Annotated in this window: 14 protein-coding genes; 11 read left to right on the plus strand and 3 right to left on the minus strand. The window is 69.2% G+C overall.

Features of this window, described 5'->3' with window-relative positions; genetic code table 11:
• Positions 1 to 2: 2 nt before the first annotated feature.
• From nuoL to JKG67_RS10410, 4 genes are read left to right on the plus strand one after another with little or no spacing between them, the layout of a single operon-like run.
• Entirely contained in the window at positions 3 to 1,934 is a 1,932-nt protein-coding gene (nuoL, locus tag JKG67_RS10395) for an NADH-quinone oxidoreductase subunit L (protein ID WP_203337233.1), read from the plus strand.
• Entirely contained in the window at positions 1,931 to 3,451 is a 1,521-nt protein-coding gene (locus JKG67_RS10400; RefSeq protein WP_203337234.1) for an NADH-quinone oxidoreductase subunit M, read from the plus strand. Before nuoL ends, JKG67_RS10400 begins: the two co-directional genes overlap by 4 nt.
• Positions 3,448 to 5,043, plus strand: a complete 1,596-nt coding sequence (nuoN, locus tag JKG67_RS10405; protein ID WP_203337235.1) for an NADH-quinone oxidoreductase subunit NuoN — start codon at positions 3,448 to 3,450, stop codon at positions 5,041 to 5,043. The genes JKG67_RS10400 and nuoN overlap by 4 nt, the downstream gene beginning before the upstream one ends.
• Positions 5,040 to 6,047: a polyprenyl synthetase family protein gene (locus JKG67_RS10410; RefSeq protein ID WP_307816512.1), complete on the plus strand. Its 1,008-nt coding sequence runs from the start codon at positions 5,040 to 5,042 to the stop codon at positions 6,045 to 6,047. The genes nuoN and JKG67_RS10410 overlap by 4 nt, the downstream gene beginning before the upstream one ends.
• 6 nt (positions 6,048 to 6,053) lie before the next feature.
• On the opposite strand, the gene rarD is transcribed toward JKG67_RS10410, so the two are convergent.
• The gene (rarD, locus tag JKG67_RS10415) at positions 6,054 to 6,959 is read right to left on the minus strand and encodes an EamA family transporter RarD (protein WP_307816513.1); all 906 of its coding nucleotides are present in this window, start codon (positions 6,957 to 6,959) and stop codon (positions 6,054 to 6,056) included.
• 184 nt (positions 6,960 to 7,143) lie between these two features.
• Between rarD and JKG67_RS10420 the strand changes: the two genes are divergently transcribed.
• From JKG67_RS10420 to JKG67_RS10450, 7 genes are all read left to right on the plus strand, one after another.
• Positions 7,144 to 7,890: a hypothetical protein gene (locus JKG67_RS10420; protein WP_203337236.1), complete on the plus strand. Its 747-nt coding sequence runs from the start codon at positions 7,144 to 7,146 to the stop codon at positions 7,888 to 7,890.
• A gap of 79 nt (positions 7,891 to 7,969) precedes the next feature.
• Positions 7,970 to 8,449 carry a hypothetical protein gene (locus JKG67_RS10425; RefSeq protein ID WP_203337237.1) on the plus strand — a complete coding sequence of 160 codons (480 nt, stop codon included), beginning with the start codon at positions 7,970 to 7,972 and terminating at the stop codon, positions 8,447 to 8,449.
• A 130-nt stretch (positions 8,450 to 8,579) separates the two neighbouring features.
• A complete protein-coding gene (locus tag JKG67_RS10430) occupies positions 8,580 to 9,860 on the plus strand; it encodes an ABC transporter substrate-binding protein (RefSeq protein ID WP_203337238.1) in 1,281 nt (426 codons plus the stop codon).
• Positions 9,857 to 10,816, plus strand: coding sequence for a carbohydrate ABC transporter permease (locus tag JKG67_RS10435; RefSeq protein WP_203337239.1), 960 nt, complete (start codon positions 9,857 to 9,859; stop codon positions 10,814 to 10,816). Before JKG67_RS10430 ends, JKG67_RS10435 begins: the two co-directional genes overlap by 4 nt.
• Positions 10,813 to 11,685: a carbohydrate ABC transporter permease gene (locus JKG67_RS10440; protein ID WP_203337240.1), complete on the plus strand. Its 873-nt coding sequence runs from the start codon at positions 10,813 to 10,815 to the stop codon at positions 11,683 to 11,685. The genes JKG67_RS10435 and JKG67_RS10440 overlap by 4 nt, the downstream gene beginning before the upstream one ends.
• A complete protein-coding gene (locus JKG67_RS10445) occupies positions 11,682 to 13,127 on the plus strand; it encodes a GH1 family beta-glucosidase (protein ID WP_203337241.1) in 1,446 nt (481 codons plus the stop codon). Before JKG67_RS10440 ends, JKG67_RS10445 begins: the two co-directional genes overlap by 4 nt.
• Positions 13,128 to 13,174: 47 nt before the next feature.
• Positions 13,175 to 14,182: a LacI family DNA-binding transcriptional regulator gene (locus tag JKG67_RS10450; RefSeq protein ID WP_203337242.1), complete on the plus strand. Its 1,008-nt coding sequence runs from the start codon at positions 13,175 to 13,177 to the stop codon at positions 14,180 to 14,182.
• Between the two features lie 9 nt (positions 14,183 to 14,191).
• On the opposite strand, the gene JKG67_RS10455 is transcribed toward JKG67_RS10450, so the two are convergent.
• Positions 14,192 to 15,286 carry a 2-oxoacid:ferredoxin oxidoreductase subunit beta gene (locus JKG67_RS10455; RefSeq protein WP_203337243.1) on the minus strand — a complete coding sequence of 365 codons (1,095 nt, stop codon included), beginning with the start codon at positions 15,284 to 15,286 and terminating at the stop codon, positions 14,192 to 14,194.
• Entirely contained in the window at positions 15,283 to 17,223 is a 1,941-nt protein-coding gene (locus tag JKG67_RS10460) for a 2-oxoacid:acceptor oxidoreductase subunit alpha (protein ID WP_203337244.1), read from the minus strand. Before JKG67_RS10460 ends, JKG67_RS10455 begins: the two co-directional genes overlap by 4 nt.
• Positions 17,224 to 17,302 lie beyond the last annotated feature (79 nt).

Raw genomic sequence — 17,302 nt, forward strand, 5'->3', positions numbered from 1 at the left:
TGATGACACCCCTGCTCGCCGCTGCCGAGATCCCGGTGGTCGCCCCGGTGGCCGCCGACGGCGTGCTGGCCTGGGCCTGGCTGCTGGTCGCACTGCCGTTGGCCGGGTCGGTGATCCTGCTGGTCGGTGGCCGGTTCACCGACTCCTTCGGGCACTGGCTCGGCACCGCCACCGCGGCCGCCTCCTTCGTGCTCGGCGTGACGATCTTCGTGGCGCTGCTCGGCCGCCCCGCCGATGACCGCAGCATCAGCCAGCACCTGTGGACCTGGTTCGACGTCGGCGACTTCCAGGTGTCGATGGAGCTGCTCGTCGACCCGCTGTCGCTGCTCTTCGTGCTGCTGATCACCGGAGTCGGATCACTGATCCACCTCTACTCGGTGGGCTACATGGCTCACGACCCCCGTCGCCGACGGTTCTTCGGCTACCTGAACCTCTTCGTCGCCGCGATGCTGATGCTGGTGCTGGCCGGTGACTACGTCGGACTGTTCCTCGGCTGGGAGGGCGTCGGCCTGGCGTCGTACCTGCTGATCGGCTTCTGGCAGCACAAGCCGTCCGCAGCCGCCGCGGCCAAGAAGGCGTTCGTGATGAACCGGGTCGGCGACATGGGCCTCTCGCTGGCGATCATGACGATGTTCGTGGCGTTCGGCACCACGGCGTACGCCGGTGTCAGCGAGGCCGCGTCCGGCGCCAGCGAAGCCACCCTCACCGCGATCGGCATCCTGCTGCTGGTCGGTGCCTGCGGCAAGTCGGCCCAAGTGCCTCTGCAGGGCTGGCTGCTGGATGCGATGGAGGGTCCGACGCCGGTCTCGGCGCTGATCCACGCCGCCACCATGGTCACCGCCGGCGTCTACCTGATCGTCCGCTCCAACTTCATCTACGAGCTCGCTCCCACCGCGCAGACCGTGGTGGTCGTGGTCGCCGTGGTCACCCTGCTGTGGGGCGCCATCATCGGTTGCGCCAAGGACGACATCAAGAAGGCGCTGGCCGGCTCCACGATGAGCCAGATCGGCTACATGATGCTGGCCGCCGGGCTGGGCGTGGCCGGCTACGCCTTCGCGATCTTCCACCTGATCACCCACGGCTTCTTCAAGGCCAACATGTTCCTCGGCGCCGGTTCGGTGATGCACGCCATGGACGACGACGTCGACATGCGGCACTACGGGGGGCTGCGCAAACTGCTGCCGGTCACCTTCCTCACGTTCGCGTTCGGCTATCTGGCGATCATCGGCTTCCCCGGCTTCTCCGGCTTCTGGTCCAAGGACCTGATCATCGAAGTGGCCTTCGGGCACAGCACCCTGGTCGGTCTCGCCGCGCTGCTCGGCGCCGGGATCACCGCCTTCTACATGACCCGGCTGATGCTGATGACCTTCTTCACCGATCGCCGCTGGGAACCCGACGTGCACCCGCACGAATCACCCAAGGTGATGACGATCCCGCTGATCGTGCTCGCGGCACTGTCGCTGCTCGGTGGTGTGCTGGTGATCGGTGGCTGGATCGGAGACTTCCTGGAGCCGGTGGTCGGCCACGCGCCGCACCCCGAGCTCCCGGTGCCGGCGATCGTGCTCACCCTCATCATCACCGCGGTGGTGGCGGTCGGGGTGGCCCTGGCGTGGCTGCTCGTCGGCCGCCAGGAGGTGCCGCGGACCGCACCGCAGGACGTCTCCTTCGCCACCCGGGCGGCGCGCGCCGACCTCTACGGTGACGCGATCAACGACACCCTGGTGGTCCGTCCCGGGGCCGCGCTCACCCGTGGCCTGGTCGGCTTCGACAGTGGGGTCGTCGACGGAGCCATCGAAGGCGGAGCCCGCGGCATCGGCGGCCTGTCCGGTGCACTGCGAATGCTGCAGACCGGCTACGTCCGCTCCTACGCCCTGTCCATCCTGGTCGGCGTCATCGTCGTCGTCCTCGCACTGCTGGTGGTGAACTGGGCATGAGCGTGTTGACCGTCCTGATCCTGATCCCGCTGCTCGGCGCCGCGCTCACCGTGCTGGTGCCGCGGGTCGCCGGCGACCCGCGGGCGATCGCCAAGATGGTGGCCCTGGGCACCTCGCTGGTCACCCTGGCCGCCGCGCTCGCGATGGCGGCGCAGTACAACGTCGGCAGCGGCATGCAGTTCACCGAGCAGCGCGACTGGATCCCGAGCCTGGGCATCCACTACGCAGTGGGCGTCGACGGCCTCGGACTGGTGATGGTGCTGCTCACCGCGTTCCTGGTGCCGGTGGTGATCGCCGCCTCCTGGCACGACGCCGACGACCGCAACACCGCGGCGTACTTCGCGCTGATGCTGGCCCTGCAGGGCCTGGCCATCGGTGTCTTCTCCGCCACCGACGTCTTCTTGTTCTACGTGCTGTTCGAGGCGACACTGATCCCGGCGTACTTCCTGATCGGCGGCTACGGGATCGCCTCCCGCCCCGAACGTGCCCGGGCGGCGGTCAAGTTCCTGATCTTCATGCTCGCCGGCGGTCTGGTGATGCTGGCGGCGGTGATCGGCTTGTACGTGCTGACCGCCCGAGCCGGTGAGCCGACGTACCTGATCGCCGAACTCTCGGCGCTGGGCATCAGCGGTGAGGCCGGCCGCTGGCTCTTCGTCGGCTTCTTCTTCGCCTTCGCGGTGAAGGCGCCGCTCTTCCCGGTGCACACCTGGCTGCCGGACACCACCGCGGCGGCGACGCCGGGGACCAGCGTGCTGCTGGTCTGCGTGCTGGACAAGATCGGCACCTACGGGATGCTGCGGTTCTGCCTCGAACTCTTCCCCGAGGCGTCGCTGTGGGCCACTCCGCTGGTGGTGGTGCTGGCCCTGATCTCGATCGTGTACGGCGCGTTCCTGGCGATCGGTCAGGAGAACATGCTCCGGCTGATCGGCCTCACCTCGCTGTCGCACTTCGGGTTCATCGTGCTCGGCATCTTCGTGTTCAACCTGCAGGGCGGCACCGGGGCGGTCCTCTACATGGTCAACCACGGCTTGGCCACGGCGGCGTTGTTCCTGGTCGCCGGCTACCTGATCCGGAGGCGGGGTTCGGCGTTGATCCGCGACTTCGGCGGCGTCGAGAAGGTGGCCCCGGTGATGGCCGGGATGCTGCTGATCGGCGCGCTGGCCACCGCCGGGCTGCCCGGCCTGTCCACCTTCATCTCCGAGTTCCTGGTGTTGGTGGCGGCGTTCGCCTACGCGTGGTGGGCGGGCGCGATCGCGGTCACCGGCATCGTGCTGGCGGCGATCTACGTGTTGTGGATGTACCAGCGGATGATGACCGGGCCGGTACGGCCGGCCACCGAGGGGTTCGCCGACCTCTCCCGGCGGGAGTTGAGCGCCGTGGTGCCGCTGGTGGTCGCGCTGGTGGTCTTCGGCTTCTTCCCGAAACCGCTGACCGATGTGATCAACCCGGCGGTGGAGGACACCTTGGTGCACGTCGAGGATTCCACTGACCCGATGAGCCTGGGAGGCGCGGAGTGAACGAGTTCACCATCCCGGAGATCGCCTATCTGGAACTGCTGCCGCTGCTGATCGTCTTCGGCGGCGCCATCGTCGGCGTGGGCGTGGAGGCGTTCGTCGGCCGCAGCGCCCGTCGGACGGTGGAGATCGCCCTCACCTCGGCCACCCTGGTCGCGGCCCTGGTGGCCTGCATCTGGGTCGGCGGCCGACTGCCGGTCGTCGAGCACGGCGGCACCGCGACGGCTCGCGGGCTGCTCACCGCCGGGGACACCCTGGCCATCGACGGGCCCACCGTCTTCCTGTGGGGCCTGGTGCTGCTGATCTCGCTGGCCGGTGTGCTGCTCTTCGCCGAGCGGAAGGTCAGCGCCGGTCTGCCGGCCTTCGCCGGACAGGCGGCGGCGACGCCGGGCAGCCGCGCCGAACGGGAGGCCGACGCGCTCGGGCTCGAGCACACCGAGGTCTATCCGCTGATGCTCTTCGCGGTCGCCGGGATGATGATGTTCCCGGCCGCCAACGACCTGCTGGTCATGTTCGTCGCCCTCGAGGTCCTGTCACTGCCGCTCTACCTGCTCACCGGGCTGGCCCGCCGCCGTCGGATGCTCAGCCAGGAAGCGGCGATGAAGTACTTCCTGCTCGGCGCCTTCGCCTCCGGGTTCTTCCTCTACGGGGCCGCGCTGACCTACGGGTACGCCGGCTCGATGAAGTTCGCGCAGATCAACGAGGCGGTCCGGAACTCCGAGGGCAACGGCCTGCTGCTGTTGGGCATCGGTCTGCTCTGCGTCGGGCTGCTGTTCAAGGTCGGCGCGGTGCCGTTCCACCAGTGGACGCCGGACGTCTACCAGGGGGCCCCGACGGCGGTGACCGCCTGGATGGCCGCCGGCACCAAGGTGGCGGCGATCGGCGCCCTGCTGCGGTTGCTGCACGTCGCCTTCGGGTCGGCCGCGTGGAGTTGGCAGCCGATGCTGTGGGTGATCGCGTTGGCCACGATGGCTGCCGGCGCGGTGCTCGCGATCGCACAGACCGATGTGAAGCGGATGCTCGCCTACTCCTCGATCGCGCATGCGGGCTTCATGCTCGCCGGCGTGCTGGGATTCCAGTCGGCCGCCGATCTGGCCCCGGGGCAGCTGAGCGCCACCCAGGCGGTGCTGTTCTATCTGGTCGCCTACGGGTTCGCGGTGCTGGCCGCCTTCGCGCTGGTGGGGTTGGTCCGGGACGCGTCCGGTGAGGTCACCGAGCTGGCTCGTTGGGCAGGGATCGGCAAGGAGTCGCCGCTGCTGGCCGGAGCGTTCGCCTTCCTGCTGCTGGCGATGGCGGGGATCCCGCTCACCTCGGGCTTCATCGGCAAGTGGGCCGTGTTCAGTGTGGCCGGCGCTGCCGGTGCCTGGCCGATCGTGGTCGCCGGTGTGCTGTTCAGTGTGGTCGCGGCCTTCTTCTACGTCCGGGTCATCATGCTGATGTTCTTCACCGAGCCGACCGGCACCGCCGCGGTCGTCCGGCCGTCCTGGGCCACGACCGCGGCGATCTCCGCCGGCGTTGCGGTGACCGTCGTACTCGGTGTGCTGCCAGGGCCGGTGCTGGAGTTGGCGGCCCATGCGGGAGAATTCCTCAGGTGACCGCCAACCCTGCCGCCGCGCTGGCCCTGCCGGTGCTCGACGAGGCCCTCGCCGATCGACTGCGCACCCGCCTGGAACTGGTCGAGCGAGCATTGACCGGCCACGTCCAGAGCCGGGCGGCGTTCGTCACCGAGGCGGCCAGCCATCTGCTCGACGCGGGCGGCAAGCGGTTCCGGCCGCTGCTGGTGCTGCTGGCCGCCGAGACCGGCGACGGGGCCGACTCCGATGAGGTGATCACCGCCGCCTGCGTGGTGGAGCTGACACACCTGGCATCGCTCTACCACGACGACGTGATGGACGAGGCGGATCTGCGGCGGGGGGCCGAGTCGGCCAACTCCCGGTGGGACAACCTGGTGGCGATCCTCACCGGCGACTTCCTCTTCTCCCGGTCCTCCGAGCTGACCGCGGACCTGGGTCCGGACGCGGTCCGCATCCAGGCTGAGACCTTCACCCGGCTGGTGGAGGGGCAGATCATGGAGACGGTGCCGCCCGGCCCGGGCGAGGACCCTTTGGCGCACTACCTGGACGTGGTGGCCGGCAAGACCGGATCGCTGATCGCCACCTCGGCCCGCTACGGCGCCCGGTTCGGCGGCGCCAGCCGGGAGGTCGAGGAGGCGTTGACCAGCTACGGCGAGATCGTCGGCTGCGCGTTCCAACTCTCCGACGACATCTTGGACATCGCCTCGGAGACCGCGGAGTCCGGGAAGACCCCGGGCACCGATCTGCGCGAGGGGGTGCCGACGCTACCGGTGCTGATGGCCAGGGCGGCCGCCCGCCCCGAGGATGCGCGACTGCTGGAGTTGCTCGACGCCGATCTGACCGACGACCAACGGCACGCCGAAGCGCTGGATCTGCTGCGCAAGCATCCGGCCATGGACAGCGCCAGGGAGTATGTGATCGCCCGGGCGAACGAGGCCAAGGAACGACTCTCGGTCGTCCCGGCCGGCCCGGTGCGCACCGCCCTGGAGGCGTTCGCCGACGTGGTCGCCACCCGCACCGCCTGAGGCGACTCAGACGGCGGTGGCCTCGGCGGCCAGCCGCAACTGACGGCGCCGGTGGCCGATCGCCTCGAAGGTGAAGATCACCAACGCCAGCCAGACCAACCCGAAGCCGGCCCAGCGTGCTGCCGGCATCTCCTCGTGGAACCACAGCACCCCGAGGGCGAACTGCAGGATCGGGGCCAGGTACTGCAGGATCCCGATCGCGACCATCGACACCCGGGTCGCGGAGGCGCCGAAGAGCACCAATGGGATCGCAGTGACGATGCCGGTGGTGAGGAAGAGCAGCGTGTGGCCGCTGCTCACGGTCCCGAAGACGGCACTCCCCTGCCAGGCCAGGAAACCGAGGTATGCCGCTGCGAACGGTGCGGCCACGACCGTCTCGATGGCCAGCGACTCCACCGCCCCGGTGTTCGCCTTCTTCTTCGCCAGGCCGTAGGTGCCGAACGACAGGGCGAGGGCGGCGGCCACCCAGGGGATCCCGCCGTAGTCGACGGCCAGCACCAGCACCGCCACCGCCGCCAACCCCAGCGCCGCCCATTGGGCGGGCCGGAGCCGTTCACCGATGAAGAGCACCCCCATCAACACGGTCACCAGGGGAGTGATGAAGTAGCCCAACGCGGCCTCGGTGACTCGACCGTTGGAGACACCCCAGATGTAGGTCCCCCAGTTGATGCTGATCACCGCCGCGGCCAACACCAGGTAGGCGAGGACGCGCCGGTCGGCGAGGCTGCTGCGGACCTGCCCGGTGCGGCGCAGCAGCAGCACCACCAGCGCCATGGTGAGCGCCGACCAGACGATCCGGTGCGCCAGCACCTCGACCGCGCCGGCTGGTTCCAGGAGGGGCCAGTAGAGGGGGAAGAGGCCCCAGATGAAATAGGCGGCTGCGCCGTAGCCAAGACCCCGCCGACCCTCCACCAGCCGAGGATAGGGCACCCCTGCCAGACCCTGTCCAGCTCTTTTTGGCAACCCTGATCCAACAATTTGTTGTAGGTGAGGAAGAAATCGCTCGGATGAGGTTTGATTGTCTCGACACGGGGGTAGGACCCCAGTGACCCATGCGGCGGGCGATCGGCGCCCGCCACTGACAGGGGGAGAGAAGATGCTGAAGAGAATCATCACGGGGGCGGTCGCGGCGGCCCTGCTCGGAGTCACGCCGGTGGCGCTCGTCACCGCCCCGGCCCAGGCCGCGGAGGACGCCTGGCAGTCCGCCGACGCCAGGGCCACCACGCTGCCCAGCCGAGTGGTGCGGACCACCGCGTTCCAGAAGCGCTACCGGTTCAACGACCGGATCAGCGCGTCGTACCGGCTGGAGGTCTACGACCCCTCCGGGGGTTGCAGCCACGCTGCCGACGGGTGGTGCTCGCCGCCGACCTACATGGGGAACCAGCAGTTGATCCTGGAGCGTCGCTTCAACGGGTCCAGCACGTGGCAGACCCTCGCCACGAACAACGGGAACTCCCTGTACTACAGCGGGCAGTGGAAGGGGAACGCCGAGTACCGGGCTCGCTTCCCAGGCGGGTCCAACAGCCACTACGACCTCACCTACCCGTCGGCCACGGAGAGCTCCGGGCTGCTGCGGGGATTCCGGCTGACGTCGATCAGCGACCCGTTCGCCAACCGCAAGGCCGACGTCCGACTCAAGGTGAAGCCCGCCTACAAGCGCAAGGTCGTCGTGCTGCAGCGCAAGCAGGGCAAGCGGTGGGTGACCGTCCGGAAGGCCAGGACCAACCGCAAGAGTGTCGTCACCTTCCGGGACCTCGCCGCGCCGGCGAAGTTCCGTCTGGTGGTCAGGGGGAACAAGAAGTTCCTCAAGACCAAGCACGCCTTCTCGACGGTCCGGTACTGATCCGTCGTCGGTCGCCACCGGCTCATTGCCGGTGGCGTCCGGCCGGATCTGGACGTGAGGCGCCGCGATCCGTGGTTTCATGACCCCTGACGTCTGGCTGCCCTACGACCCCGGAGAACCCATGTACTCACGCATCGTCGTCGCTTCTGCCGCGCTGGCACTGCTGGTCCCGGTCGCCTCGGTGCCCACGGCCACCGCCGCTGCGCCGGCGGTCACCTCGATGAGCGTGGCTCAGGTCGAGAACGATCGCGCCTTGCGGGACCGCTGGATCCACGCCTCGGTGGTGACGACCACGAATCGCTACCGCGGCTACGTGCAGCCGCGCCGCGCTAACAGGCACAAGCGAGTGATCATCCAGCGCAAGCGGTGCGCGGCGGACCGGACCTGCAAGTGGTCTCGCTATCAGGTGGTCCGCACCAACAAGCGTGCTGTCTGGCGGGTCACCCCCGAGTTCCCCCAGCGAGCCGGCGTGACCTGGACCTACCGCGCGGTGATGAAGCGCGACACGACCTTCAAGCGGACCGTGGCCGAGGTCTGGGCCGAGGCCGCCTCGCAGTAGGCCAGTGGGAGAAGTTTCTCCCGACCTGTTGACAATCGGCGTGACCTGGCTCACTCTTGTGTCCATTCCATTCGTGAGAGCGCTCTCACAGAGTTGACCCACCACCCGCTCACCCCGACCAGGAGTCGACGTGCGACCTACCAGGACAACCTTCACCGCCGTCTCGGCACTCTCCGTGCTCTCACTGGCCCTCGTCGCCTGCGGCGGTGACGCCGAGAGCAGCGACCGCGACAGCGACGGGCCGATCACGCTCACCGTGGCCACCTTCAACGAGTTCGGCTACGAGGAGCTGCTCAAGGAGTACGACGCGCTGCACGACAACATCACCGTCCGGCACACCAAGGCCGACACCGCCGACAACGCCCGCAACGCGCTGCGCAGCAGCCTGGGCGCGAACGCCGGAGCCGCAGACATCGAAGCCGTCGAGGTGGACTGGCTCACCGAGTTCATGCAGTACCCGGACAAGTTCGTCGACCTCGCCGACCCCGCCGTCGAGGGCCGTTGGCTGGACTGGAAGACCGAGGCGGCCACCACCGAGGACGGCCAACTGATCGGCTACGGCACCGACATCGGACCCGAAGCCGTCTGCTACCGCGCCGACCTCGTCGGCGCTGCGGGCCTTCCGGCCGACCGGGAGGGCTTCGCCGAGTTCATCGGAGACACCTGGGACTCCTACTTCGCTGCCGGCAAGGAGTTCGTCGCGAACTCCGACGCCGCCTGGTTCGACTCCGCCAGCGCACTGTGGCAGGGGATGATCAACCAGGTGGAGGTCCCCTTCGAGGAGCCCGACGGCACCGTCATCGCCACCACCAACCCCCAGATCAAGGACCTCTACGAGCAGGTCCTGCAGGCCTCCACCGCCGATGGGCTCTCGGCCGGGCTGGGCCAGTGGAGTCAGGACTGGTCCGAATCCTTCCAACGGGACTCGTTCGCCACCATGCTCTGCCCCGGCTGGATGCTCGGTGTCATCGAGGGCAACGCCGCCGGCGTCGACGGCTGGGACGTCGCCAACGTCTTCCCGGGCGGCGGCGGCAACTGGGGCGGCTCCTACCTGACGGTGCCCGCCCAGGGTGACCACATCGAGGAGGCCAAGGCGCTCGCAGCGTGGCTGACCGCCCCCGAGCAGCAGCTCAAGGCGTTCGCGGCCAAGGGCACCTTCCCGAGCCAGGTCGACGCATTGGACAGCCCCGAACTGCTCGACTCCACCCACGCGTTCTTCAACGACGCGCCCACCGGGCAGATCCTCGTCGACCGGGCCACCGCCGTCACCATGCAGCCCTACAAGGGTCCGAACTACTTCCTGATCAACACGGCCCTCGTCGACGCGCTGACCCGTGTCGATGTCGACGGCACCGACGACGCCGCCTCCTCATGGGCGAAGTTCGTCAGGGACGTCGAGGCCCTCGGATGAAGGCCCGTGGCCGGCCGCTGCCGCCGCAGCGGCCGGCCACGCCCCCGACCCTGCGCCAACGCCTCACCGCGGCGAACCGGCGGTGCACGCCCTACCTGTACATCTCGCCGTTCTTCCTGCTCTTCCTGATCACCGGGCTGTTCCCGCTGCTCTTCACCGGCTGGGTCGCCGTGCACCGCTGGGACCTGATCATGGGGCAGGGTGAGTTCGTCGGCCTGGACAACTTCCGCCGCGTCCTCGGCAGCCCGGACTTCTGGAAGTCGACCCGCAACACCTTCTCGATCTTCCTGCTCTCCTCGGTGCCGCAGGTGATCCTGGCGATCACCATCGCGGCCCTCCTCAACTTCAACCTCCGCGGCCGGACGTTCTGGCGGATGGGTGTGCTGCTCCCGTACGTCGTTGCCCCGGTGGCCGTCGTACTGATCTTCTCCAACCTCTTCGCCGACCGCTTCGGTGTCATCAACAGCCTGCTCGACCTGGTCGGCATCGCCCCGGTCCGATGGCACTCCGAGGTGCTGCCCAGCCATCTGGCGATCGCCACCATGGTCAACTTCCGCTGGACCGGCTACAACACGCTGATCTTCCTGGCCGCCATGCAGGCGATCCCACGCGACCTCTACGAGGCGGCGGCGGTCGACGGGGCGAACAGGGTCCGGCAGTTCTTCTCCGTGACCGTGCCGATGCTGCGGCCGACGATCATCTTCGTGGTCATCACCTCCACCATCGGCGGCCTGCAGATCTTCGACGAGCCACGGCTCTACGACCAGTACGGCCGCGGTGGCGCGGACGGCCAGTGGCGGACCCTCACCATCCACCTCTACGAACTCGGCTGGACCCAGTCCGACTTCGGCCGGGCCTCCGCGGTGGCCGTCCTGCTCTTCCTGCTGATCGTGGCCATCGGGTTGGTCAACTTCACCATCACCCGCAGGATCGCGACCGCGGGAGGTCACCGATGAAGACCTACGTGCCCCTCACCCGCGAGGACCGTCAAGCGCGGCGCAATGCCGGCATCGACCGGCCGAGCTGGATCGTCTACGGCTGCCTGGCCGCGGTCCTGCTCGGCAGCGCCTTCCCGATCTGGTGGTCCTTCCTGATCGCCAGCCACGACTCGACGATCCTGGCCCGCAACTCGTTCCCGATGATCCCCGGCGGCAACTTCTGGTCCAACGCCCGCGAGGTGATGGACTCGGTGCCGTTCTGGAGAGCGGTGGGCAACTCGATCCTGGTCTCCACGTCCGTGTCGCTGTCGGTGGTCTTCTTCTCCACCCTCGCCGGCTATGCGTTCGCCAAGCTCCGCTTCCGGGGTTCGGGGCCGCTGCTGGTCTTCGTGATCGCGACGATGGCGATCCCCACCCAGCTCGGTGTCGTGCCGCTGTTCCAGGTGATGGCCCAACTCGGCTGGACCGGCCAGCTGCACGCCGTCATCGTGCCCGGACTGGTCAAGGCCTTCGGAGTCTTCTGGATGACCCAGTACATCCGCTCCGCGTTGCCCGACGAGTTGATCGAGGCGGCCCAGGTCGACGGCTGCTCACAGTTCCGGACCTTCTGGAGCATCGCCGTCCCGGCCGCGCTGCCGGCGATGTGGATGCTGGGGCTGTTCACCTTCGTCGCCACCTGGACCGACTTCTTCTGGCCGTTCATCGTCCTGGGTGCCGGCAACCCCACTCTGCCGGTCGCCCTCCAGCAACTGCAGGCCGCCCACTTCGTCAACTACTCCCTGGTGCTGACTGGCGCCTGCCTGGCCACGATCCCGCTGCTCGCACTGTTCTTCGTGGCCGGCCGCCAACTCGTCTCGGGAATCATGCAAGGAGCCGTCAAACAATGACCACCCCTCACTCGCTGACCGGGGTCCACCCCTCCCACTCCGACCGGGCCACCTTCGGGTCGGACTTCCTCTGGGGCTCGGCCACTGCGGCCTACCAGATCGAAGGGGCCGCCTGGCAGGACGGACGCACCGACTCGATCTGGGATGCGTTCGCTCGCAGACCCGGCGCCGTCTTCGGCGGCCACGACGGCTCCGTCGCCGTCGATCACTACCACCGGTACGCCGCCGACGTCGCGCTGATGGCCGACCTCAACCTCGGCGCCTACCGCTTCTCCACGTCGTGGGCCCGGGTCTGCCCCGACGGCGGCCCGCCCAATGCCGCCGGCCTGGACTTCTACTCCCGCCTCGTCGACGAGTTGCTCGACCGCAACATCCTGCCGTGGCTGACGCTCTATCACTGGGACCTTCCCCAGGCGCTGGAGGACGCAGGTGGCTGGGCGGCGCGGGACACGGCGTACCGCTTCGCCGACTATGCGCGTGCCGTCCACGACGTCCTCGGCGATCGGGTCCGGCACTGGACCACCCTCAACGAGCCGTGGTGCTCGGCGATGCTGGGCTACGCCGCGGGGGAGCACGCCCCGGGGCGCACCGAACCCGTGGCCGCTCTGCGCGCCACCCACCACCTGCTCCTGGCGCACGGCCTGGGGGTGCAGGCGCTGCGGGCCGAGGACCCCACCCTCTCGCTCGGGCTGACCCTCAACTTCAACGACATCGCCCCGGCCGACCCGGACTCGGCCGCCGACCTCGACGCCGCCCGGCGCGCCGACGGAATGATGAACCGGCTCTTCCTCGACCCGGTCTTCCACGGCGCCTACCCCACCGACGTGCTCGAGGACCTGACGGACCTCTGGCCCGCAGACCTCGTCCACGACGGCGATCTCGCCACCATCGCCACCCCGATCGACGTGCTGGGCGTCAACTACTACAGCTGCGAGTCGGTCACCGGCCCGGACCCGGCCACCGCCCGCCAGGCAGCCGCGGCCGCCCGAGCCGCCGGGCCGAGCGCCCGGGTCGGCTCGGAGCACGTGCGCAGCGTGCCCCGCGGCCTGCCCGCCACCGCCCAGGGCTGGGAGGTCTACCCGGCCGGGCTCACCGCCCTGCTTCAGCGCCTCCACGAGTACGCCGCCCCGGCCGGAGTGCAGCTCTACGTCACCGAGAACGGTGCCGCCTACGACGACGCGCCCGACGCGCTCGGGTTCGTCGACGACACCGACCGGACGGCGTACATCCGAGCCCACCTGCACGCCGTGCTCGCCGCGATCCGGGCCGGGGTCGACGTACGCGGCTACTTCGTGTGGTCGCTGCTCGACAACTTCGAATGGGCGTGGGGATATGCCAAGCGGTTCGGCATCGTGCGGGTCGACTACGCGACATTGGACCGGACCCCGAAAGCGAGCGCGCGCTGGTACGCCGGCGTGGCACGATCGGGTCGGCTCGACTGACTCCGCCACTATCGGAGGCGGCACCAGGAGCGGAGGAGGCGAGGAGCATGAGCAGGGCACCCACGCTCGAGGACGTGGCACGGCAGGCCGGCGTGTCCCGGGCGACCGCGTCCCGGGTGGTCAACGCCGACCCGCGGGTCGGCGCCGACGCCCGGGAGGCGGTGCAGGCGGCGATCGCCGCCCTGGGCTACAGCCCGAATCTGGCGGCGCGGACCCTGGTCACCCGGCGGACCGAATCGATCGCCGTGGTGGTCCCCGAGAGTGACGCTATGGTCTTCACCGACCCCTTCTTCGCGGGCACCCTGCACGGGGTGAACCTGGCCCTCTCGGGAACGCGACTCCAGATGGTGCTGGTGATGGGCCAGCCCGGCGAGGGCGTGGACGGCCGGATGGAGCAGTACCTGCGCGGCGGGCACACCGACGGCGCGATCGTGGTCTCACACCATCAGGGCGACCAACTGTGGCGGGTCCTCGAGGACACCCAACTGCCGTGCGTCTTCCTCGGCCGGCCGTACTCCCCGGACGCTGCCGTCCCCTTCGTCGACGTCGACAACGTCGCCGGGGCCGAGCTCGCCACCCGGCATCTGATCGAGCGGGGCTGCACCAGGATCGGGACGGTCACCGGCTCGCAGGACATGAGCGCCGGGCAGGACCGGCTGGCCGGCTGGCGTCGGGCGCTGGCCGCCGCCGGCCTGCCGGACACCGCCGTCGCCGCGGCCGACTTCACCCGGGACGGCGGTCAGGCGGCGACCCGGCGCCTGTTCGCCGACCATCCCGACCTGGACGGGCTCTTCGTGGCCTCGGACCAGATGGCCGAGGAGGCGCTGCAGGTGCTGGCCGCGGCAGGCCGGCGGGTCCCCGAGGATGTCGCCGTGGTCGGCTTCGACGACCTCGAGTTGGCCCGCCGCACCCAGCCGCCGCTGACCACCGTGGTCAACCCGATCTCGGCGATGGCCGAACGCGCGGTCGCGATGCTGCTCGACCTGCTGGCCGGGCAGCCGGTGGAGACGCCGTACATCCTCGACCCCCGGCTGGTGGTGCGCGGAACGGCGTGACGGGTGGTCCTAGACCACGGACCAGGTGTCGCCGCCGCCGATGAGGCCTGCCAGCCGCTGGGTCGGTGAGCCGGAGCTGGCCTCGATGGCGGTGTTGATCTGGGCGCGGGCCTGGTCGTCGTAGGTGGGTCGTTCGACCTGCCGGAAGATGCCGATGGGCGCCTGGTGCAGGATGCCCGCGTCGGTGAGTCGGCTGATCGCGAACGCGGTGGCCGGGTCGGGGTTGTGGGCGTCGTGGACCAGGAGTCGTTCCTCGCCCACGTCGGCGACCAGGGCGACCTTGACGCCGCCGGTCTCGGAGTCACGGATCAGGCCCTTGGCGCCGTCGGTGCCGAACCGGATGGGTTCGCCGTGGACGAGGGGGATGATCGCGTCGTCCTTGGTGTCGCGGTCCTTGATGGAGTCGAAGGCGCCGTCGTTGAAGATCGGGCAGTTCTGGTAGATCTCCACCAACGAGGTGCCCCGGTGCGCGGCGGCGGCGGCGAGTACGCCGGTGAGGTGCTTGCGGTCCGAGTCGATGGTGCGGGCGACGAAGGTGCCCTCGGCGCCCAGGGCCAGCGAGATGGGGTTGAAGGGTTGGTCGACCGACCCCATCGGGGTGGACTTGGTGACCTTGCCCGCCTCGGAGGTGGGGGAGTACTGGCCCTTGGTGAGGCCGTAGATCCGGTTGTTGAACAACAGGATGGTCATGTTCACGTTGCGGCGCAGCGTGTGGATGAGGTGGTTGCCGCCGATGGAGAGGGCGTCGCCGTCGCCGGTGACGACCCACACGGAGAGGTCTTCGCGGGCGGTGGCGATGCCGGTGGCGATGGTCGGGGCGCGTCCGTGGATGGAGTGCATCCCGTAGGTGTCGAGGTAGTAGGGGAAGCGGCTGGAGCAGCCGATGCCGGAGACGAAGACGATGTTCTCGCGGCGCAGGCCCAGGTCGGGCAGGAAGGACTGGACGGCCTTGAGCACGGCGTAGTCACCGCAGCCGGGGCACCAGCGGACCTCCTGGTCGCTGGTGAAGTCCTTGCCGGTCTGGGCGGGCGCGTCCGCGGCGAGGGCGGGGACCAGTTCCACACCGGAGCGCAGCGCGGGCAGGCCGAGTTCGGTGGTGCTCATGCGTTGTCCTCCTTGTTGGCCAGGCCGGCGGCGACGAGTTCAGCGTCGACGCCCTCGGCGTCGGCGACCAGACCGCCGATGACCTCGGCGAGTACGGCGGCCTTCAGTGGCAGGCCGCGCACCTCGTTGTAGCCGATCGCGTCGACGAGGTACTTGGCGCGCAGCAGCAGGGAGAGCTGGCCGAGGTTCATCTCGGGGACCAGCACCTTGTCGTAGCGGCGCAGGACGTCGCCGAGGTCCTTCGGGAACGGGTTGAGGTGGCGCAGGTGCGCCTGGGCGACGTGGAAGCCGGCCTTGCGGACGCGTCGGCATCCAGCGCCGATCGGGCCGTAGGTGGAGCCCCAGCCGATGACCAGGACCTTGGCCTGCCCGGACGGGTCGTCGACCTCCAGTGGGGGCAGCGAGTCGGCGATCCGGTCGATCTTGGCCTGGCGGGTGCGGACCATCAGATCGTGGTTGGCCGACTCGTAGGAGATGTTGCCGTGACCGTCGCCCTTCTCCAGGCCACCGATCCGGTGCTCCAGTCCGGGGGTGCCGGGGATGGCCCAGGGGCGGGCGAGGGTCTCCTCGTCGCGCAGGTAGGGCCAGAACTCCTTGGTCTCCTCGCCGTCGGCGGCTGTCGAGACCACCTTGTTGGGTTCGGTGGCGAACGCCGGATCGATGGCCGGGAGTTCGTCGACGTCGGGGATCCGCCAGGGTTCGGAGCCGTTGGCCAGGTAGCCGTCGGAGAGCAGCATCACCGGGGTGCGGTAGGTGATGGCGATCCGGGAGGCCTCCAGGGCGGCGTCGAAGCAGTCGCCCGGCGACTGGGGGGCGACGATCGGGACCGGTGCCTCACCGTTGCGGCCGAACATCGCCTGGAGCAGGTCGGCCTGCTCGGTCTTGGTGGGCAGGCCGGTGGACGGGCCACCGCGCTGGACGTCGACGACGACCAGCGGCAGTTCGGTCATCACGGCCAGGCCGATGGCCTCGGACTTCAGGGCCACGCCGGGGCCGGACGTGGTGGTGACGCCGAGGTGGCCGGCGTACGAGGCACCGATGGCCGCGCCGATGCCGGCGATCTCGTCCTCGGCCTGCAGCGTGGTGACGCCGAAGCCCTTGTGCTTGCTGAGCTCGTGCAGGATGTCGCTGGCGGGGGTGATCGGGTAGGAGCCGAGGAAGACCGGCAGCCCGGACTGGACGCCGGAGGCGACCAATCCGTAGGCCAGAGCCAGGTTCCCGGTGATGTTCCGGTACGTCCCGGCGGGCAGCTTGGCCGGCTTCACCTCGTACTGGACCACGAACGTCTCGGTGGTCTCGCCGAAGTTCCAGCCCGCCTTGAAGGCGGTGATGTTCGCGTCCCGGATGTCGGGGACCTTGGCGAACTTCTTGCTCAGGAAAGCCACCGTGGACTCGGTCGGGCGGCCGTACATCCACGACAGCAGTCCGAGTGCGAACATGTTCTTCGCGCGGGCCGCGTCCTTGCGCGAGAGGCCGAACTCCTTGACCGCCGCCACCGTCATCCCGGTCAGGTCCACCGGGTGTACGGCGAAGTCGGAGAGGGCACCCTCCTGCTCGAGGGGGTTCACGTCGTACCCGGCCTTGGCCAGGTTCCGGGCGGTGAAGTCGTGGGTGTCCACGATGATCGCCGCACCCTTGTGCAGATCGGCCAGGTTCGCCTTGAGGGCGGCCGGGTTCATCGCCACCAGTACGTCGGGGGAGTCGCCTGCGGTGAGGATGTCGTGATCGGCGAAGTGCACCTGGAACGACGACACCCCGGGGATCGTGCCCTGAGGGGCGCGGATCTCGGCAGGGAAGTTCGGCAGCGTCACCAGGTCGTTGCCGAACGCTGCCGACTCCTGGGTGAACCGGTCACCGGTCAGCTGCATGCCGTCGCCGGAGTCGCCGGCGAACCGGATGATCACTCGGTCCAGCTGCTTGACCTGCTTGGAGCCCACGGCCGTCCTACTTCCTCGAAGCCAACATCGGCACTCGCATGATACCGAGAGTACGGGAGAAAATGAAACGTGTTCTAGA

The sequence above is a fragment of the Nocardioides limicola genome (assembly GCF_016827675.1).
GTDB classification, from domain to species: Bacteria; Actinomycetota; Actinomycetes; order Propionibacteriales; family Nocardioidaceae; genus Nocardioides; species Nocardioides limicola.

What these genes read in the sequence shown, in the direction of transcription:
- JKG67_RS10450 (WP_203337242.1), top strand. Translation starts at nt 13,175, where the DNA reads ATGAGCAGGGCACCCACGCTCGAGGACGTGGCACGGCAGGCCGGCGTG.
- JKG67_RS10455 (WP_203337243.1), bottom strand. Translation starts at nt 15,286, where the DNA reads ATGAGCACCACCGAACTCGGCCTGCCCGCGCTGCGCTCCGGTGTGGAA.
- JKG67_RS10425 (WP_203337237.1), top strand. Translation starts at nt 7,970, where the DNA reads ATGACCCCTGACGTCTGGCTGCCCTACGACCCCGGAGAACCCATGTAC.
- JKG67_RS10420 (WP_203337236.1), top strand. Translation starts at nt 7,144, where the DNA reads ATGCTGAAGAGAATCATCACGGGGGCGGTCGCGGCGGCCCTGCTCGGA.
- nuoL (WP_203337233.1), top strand. Translation starts at nt 3, where the DNA reads ATGACACCCCTGCTCGCCGCTGCCGAGATCCCGGTGGTCGCCCCGGTG.
- JKG67_RS10435 (WP_203337239.1), top strand. Translation starts at nt 9,857, where the DNA reads ATGAAGGCCCGTGGCCGGCCGCTGCCGCCGCAGCGGCCGGCCACGCCC.
- JKG67_RS10440 (WP_203337240.1), top strand. Translation starts at nt 10,813, where the DNA reads ATGAAGACCTACGTGCCCCTCACCCGCGAGGACCGTCAAGCGCGGCGC.
- JKG67_RS10445 (WP_203337241.1), top strand. Translation starts at nt 11,682, where the DNA reads ATGACCACCCCTCACTCGCTGACCGGGGTCCACCCCTCCCACTCCGAC.
- JKG67_RS10400 (WP_203337234.1), top strand. Translation starts at nt 1,931, where the DNA reads ATGAGCGTGTTGACCGTCCTGATCCTGATCCCGCTGCTCGGCGCCGCG.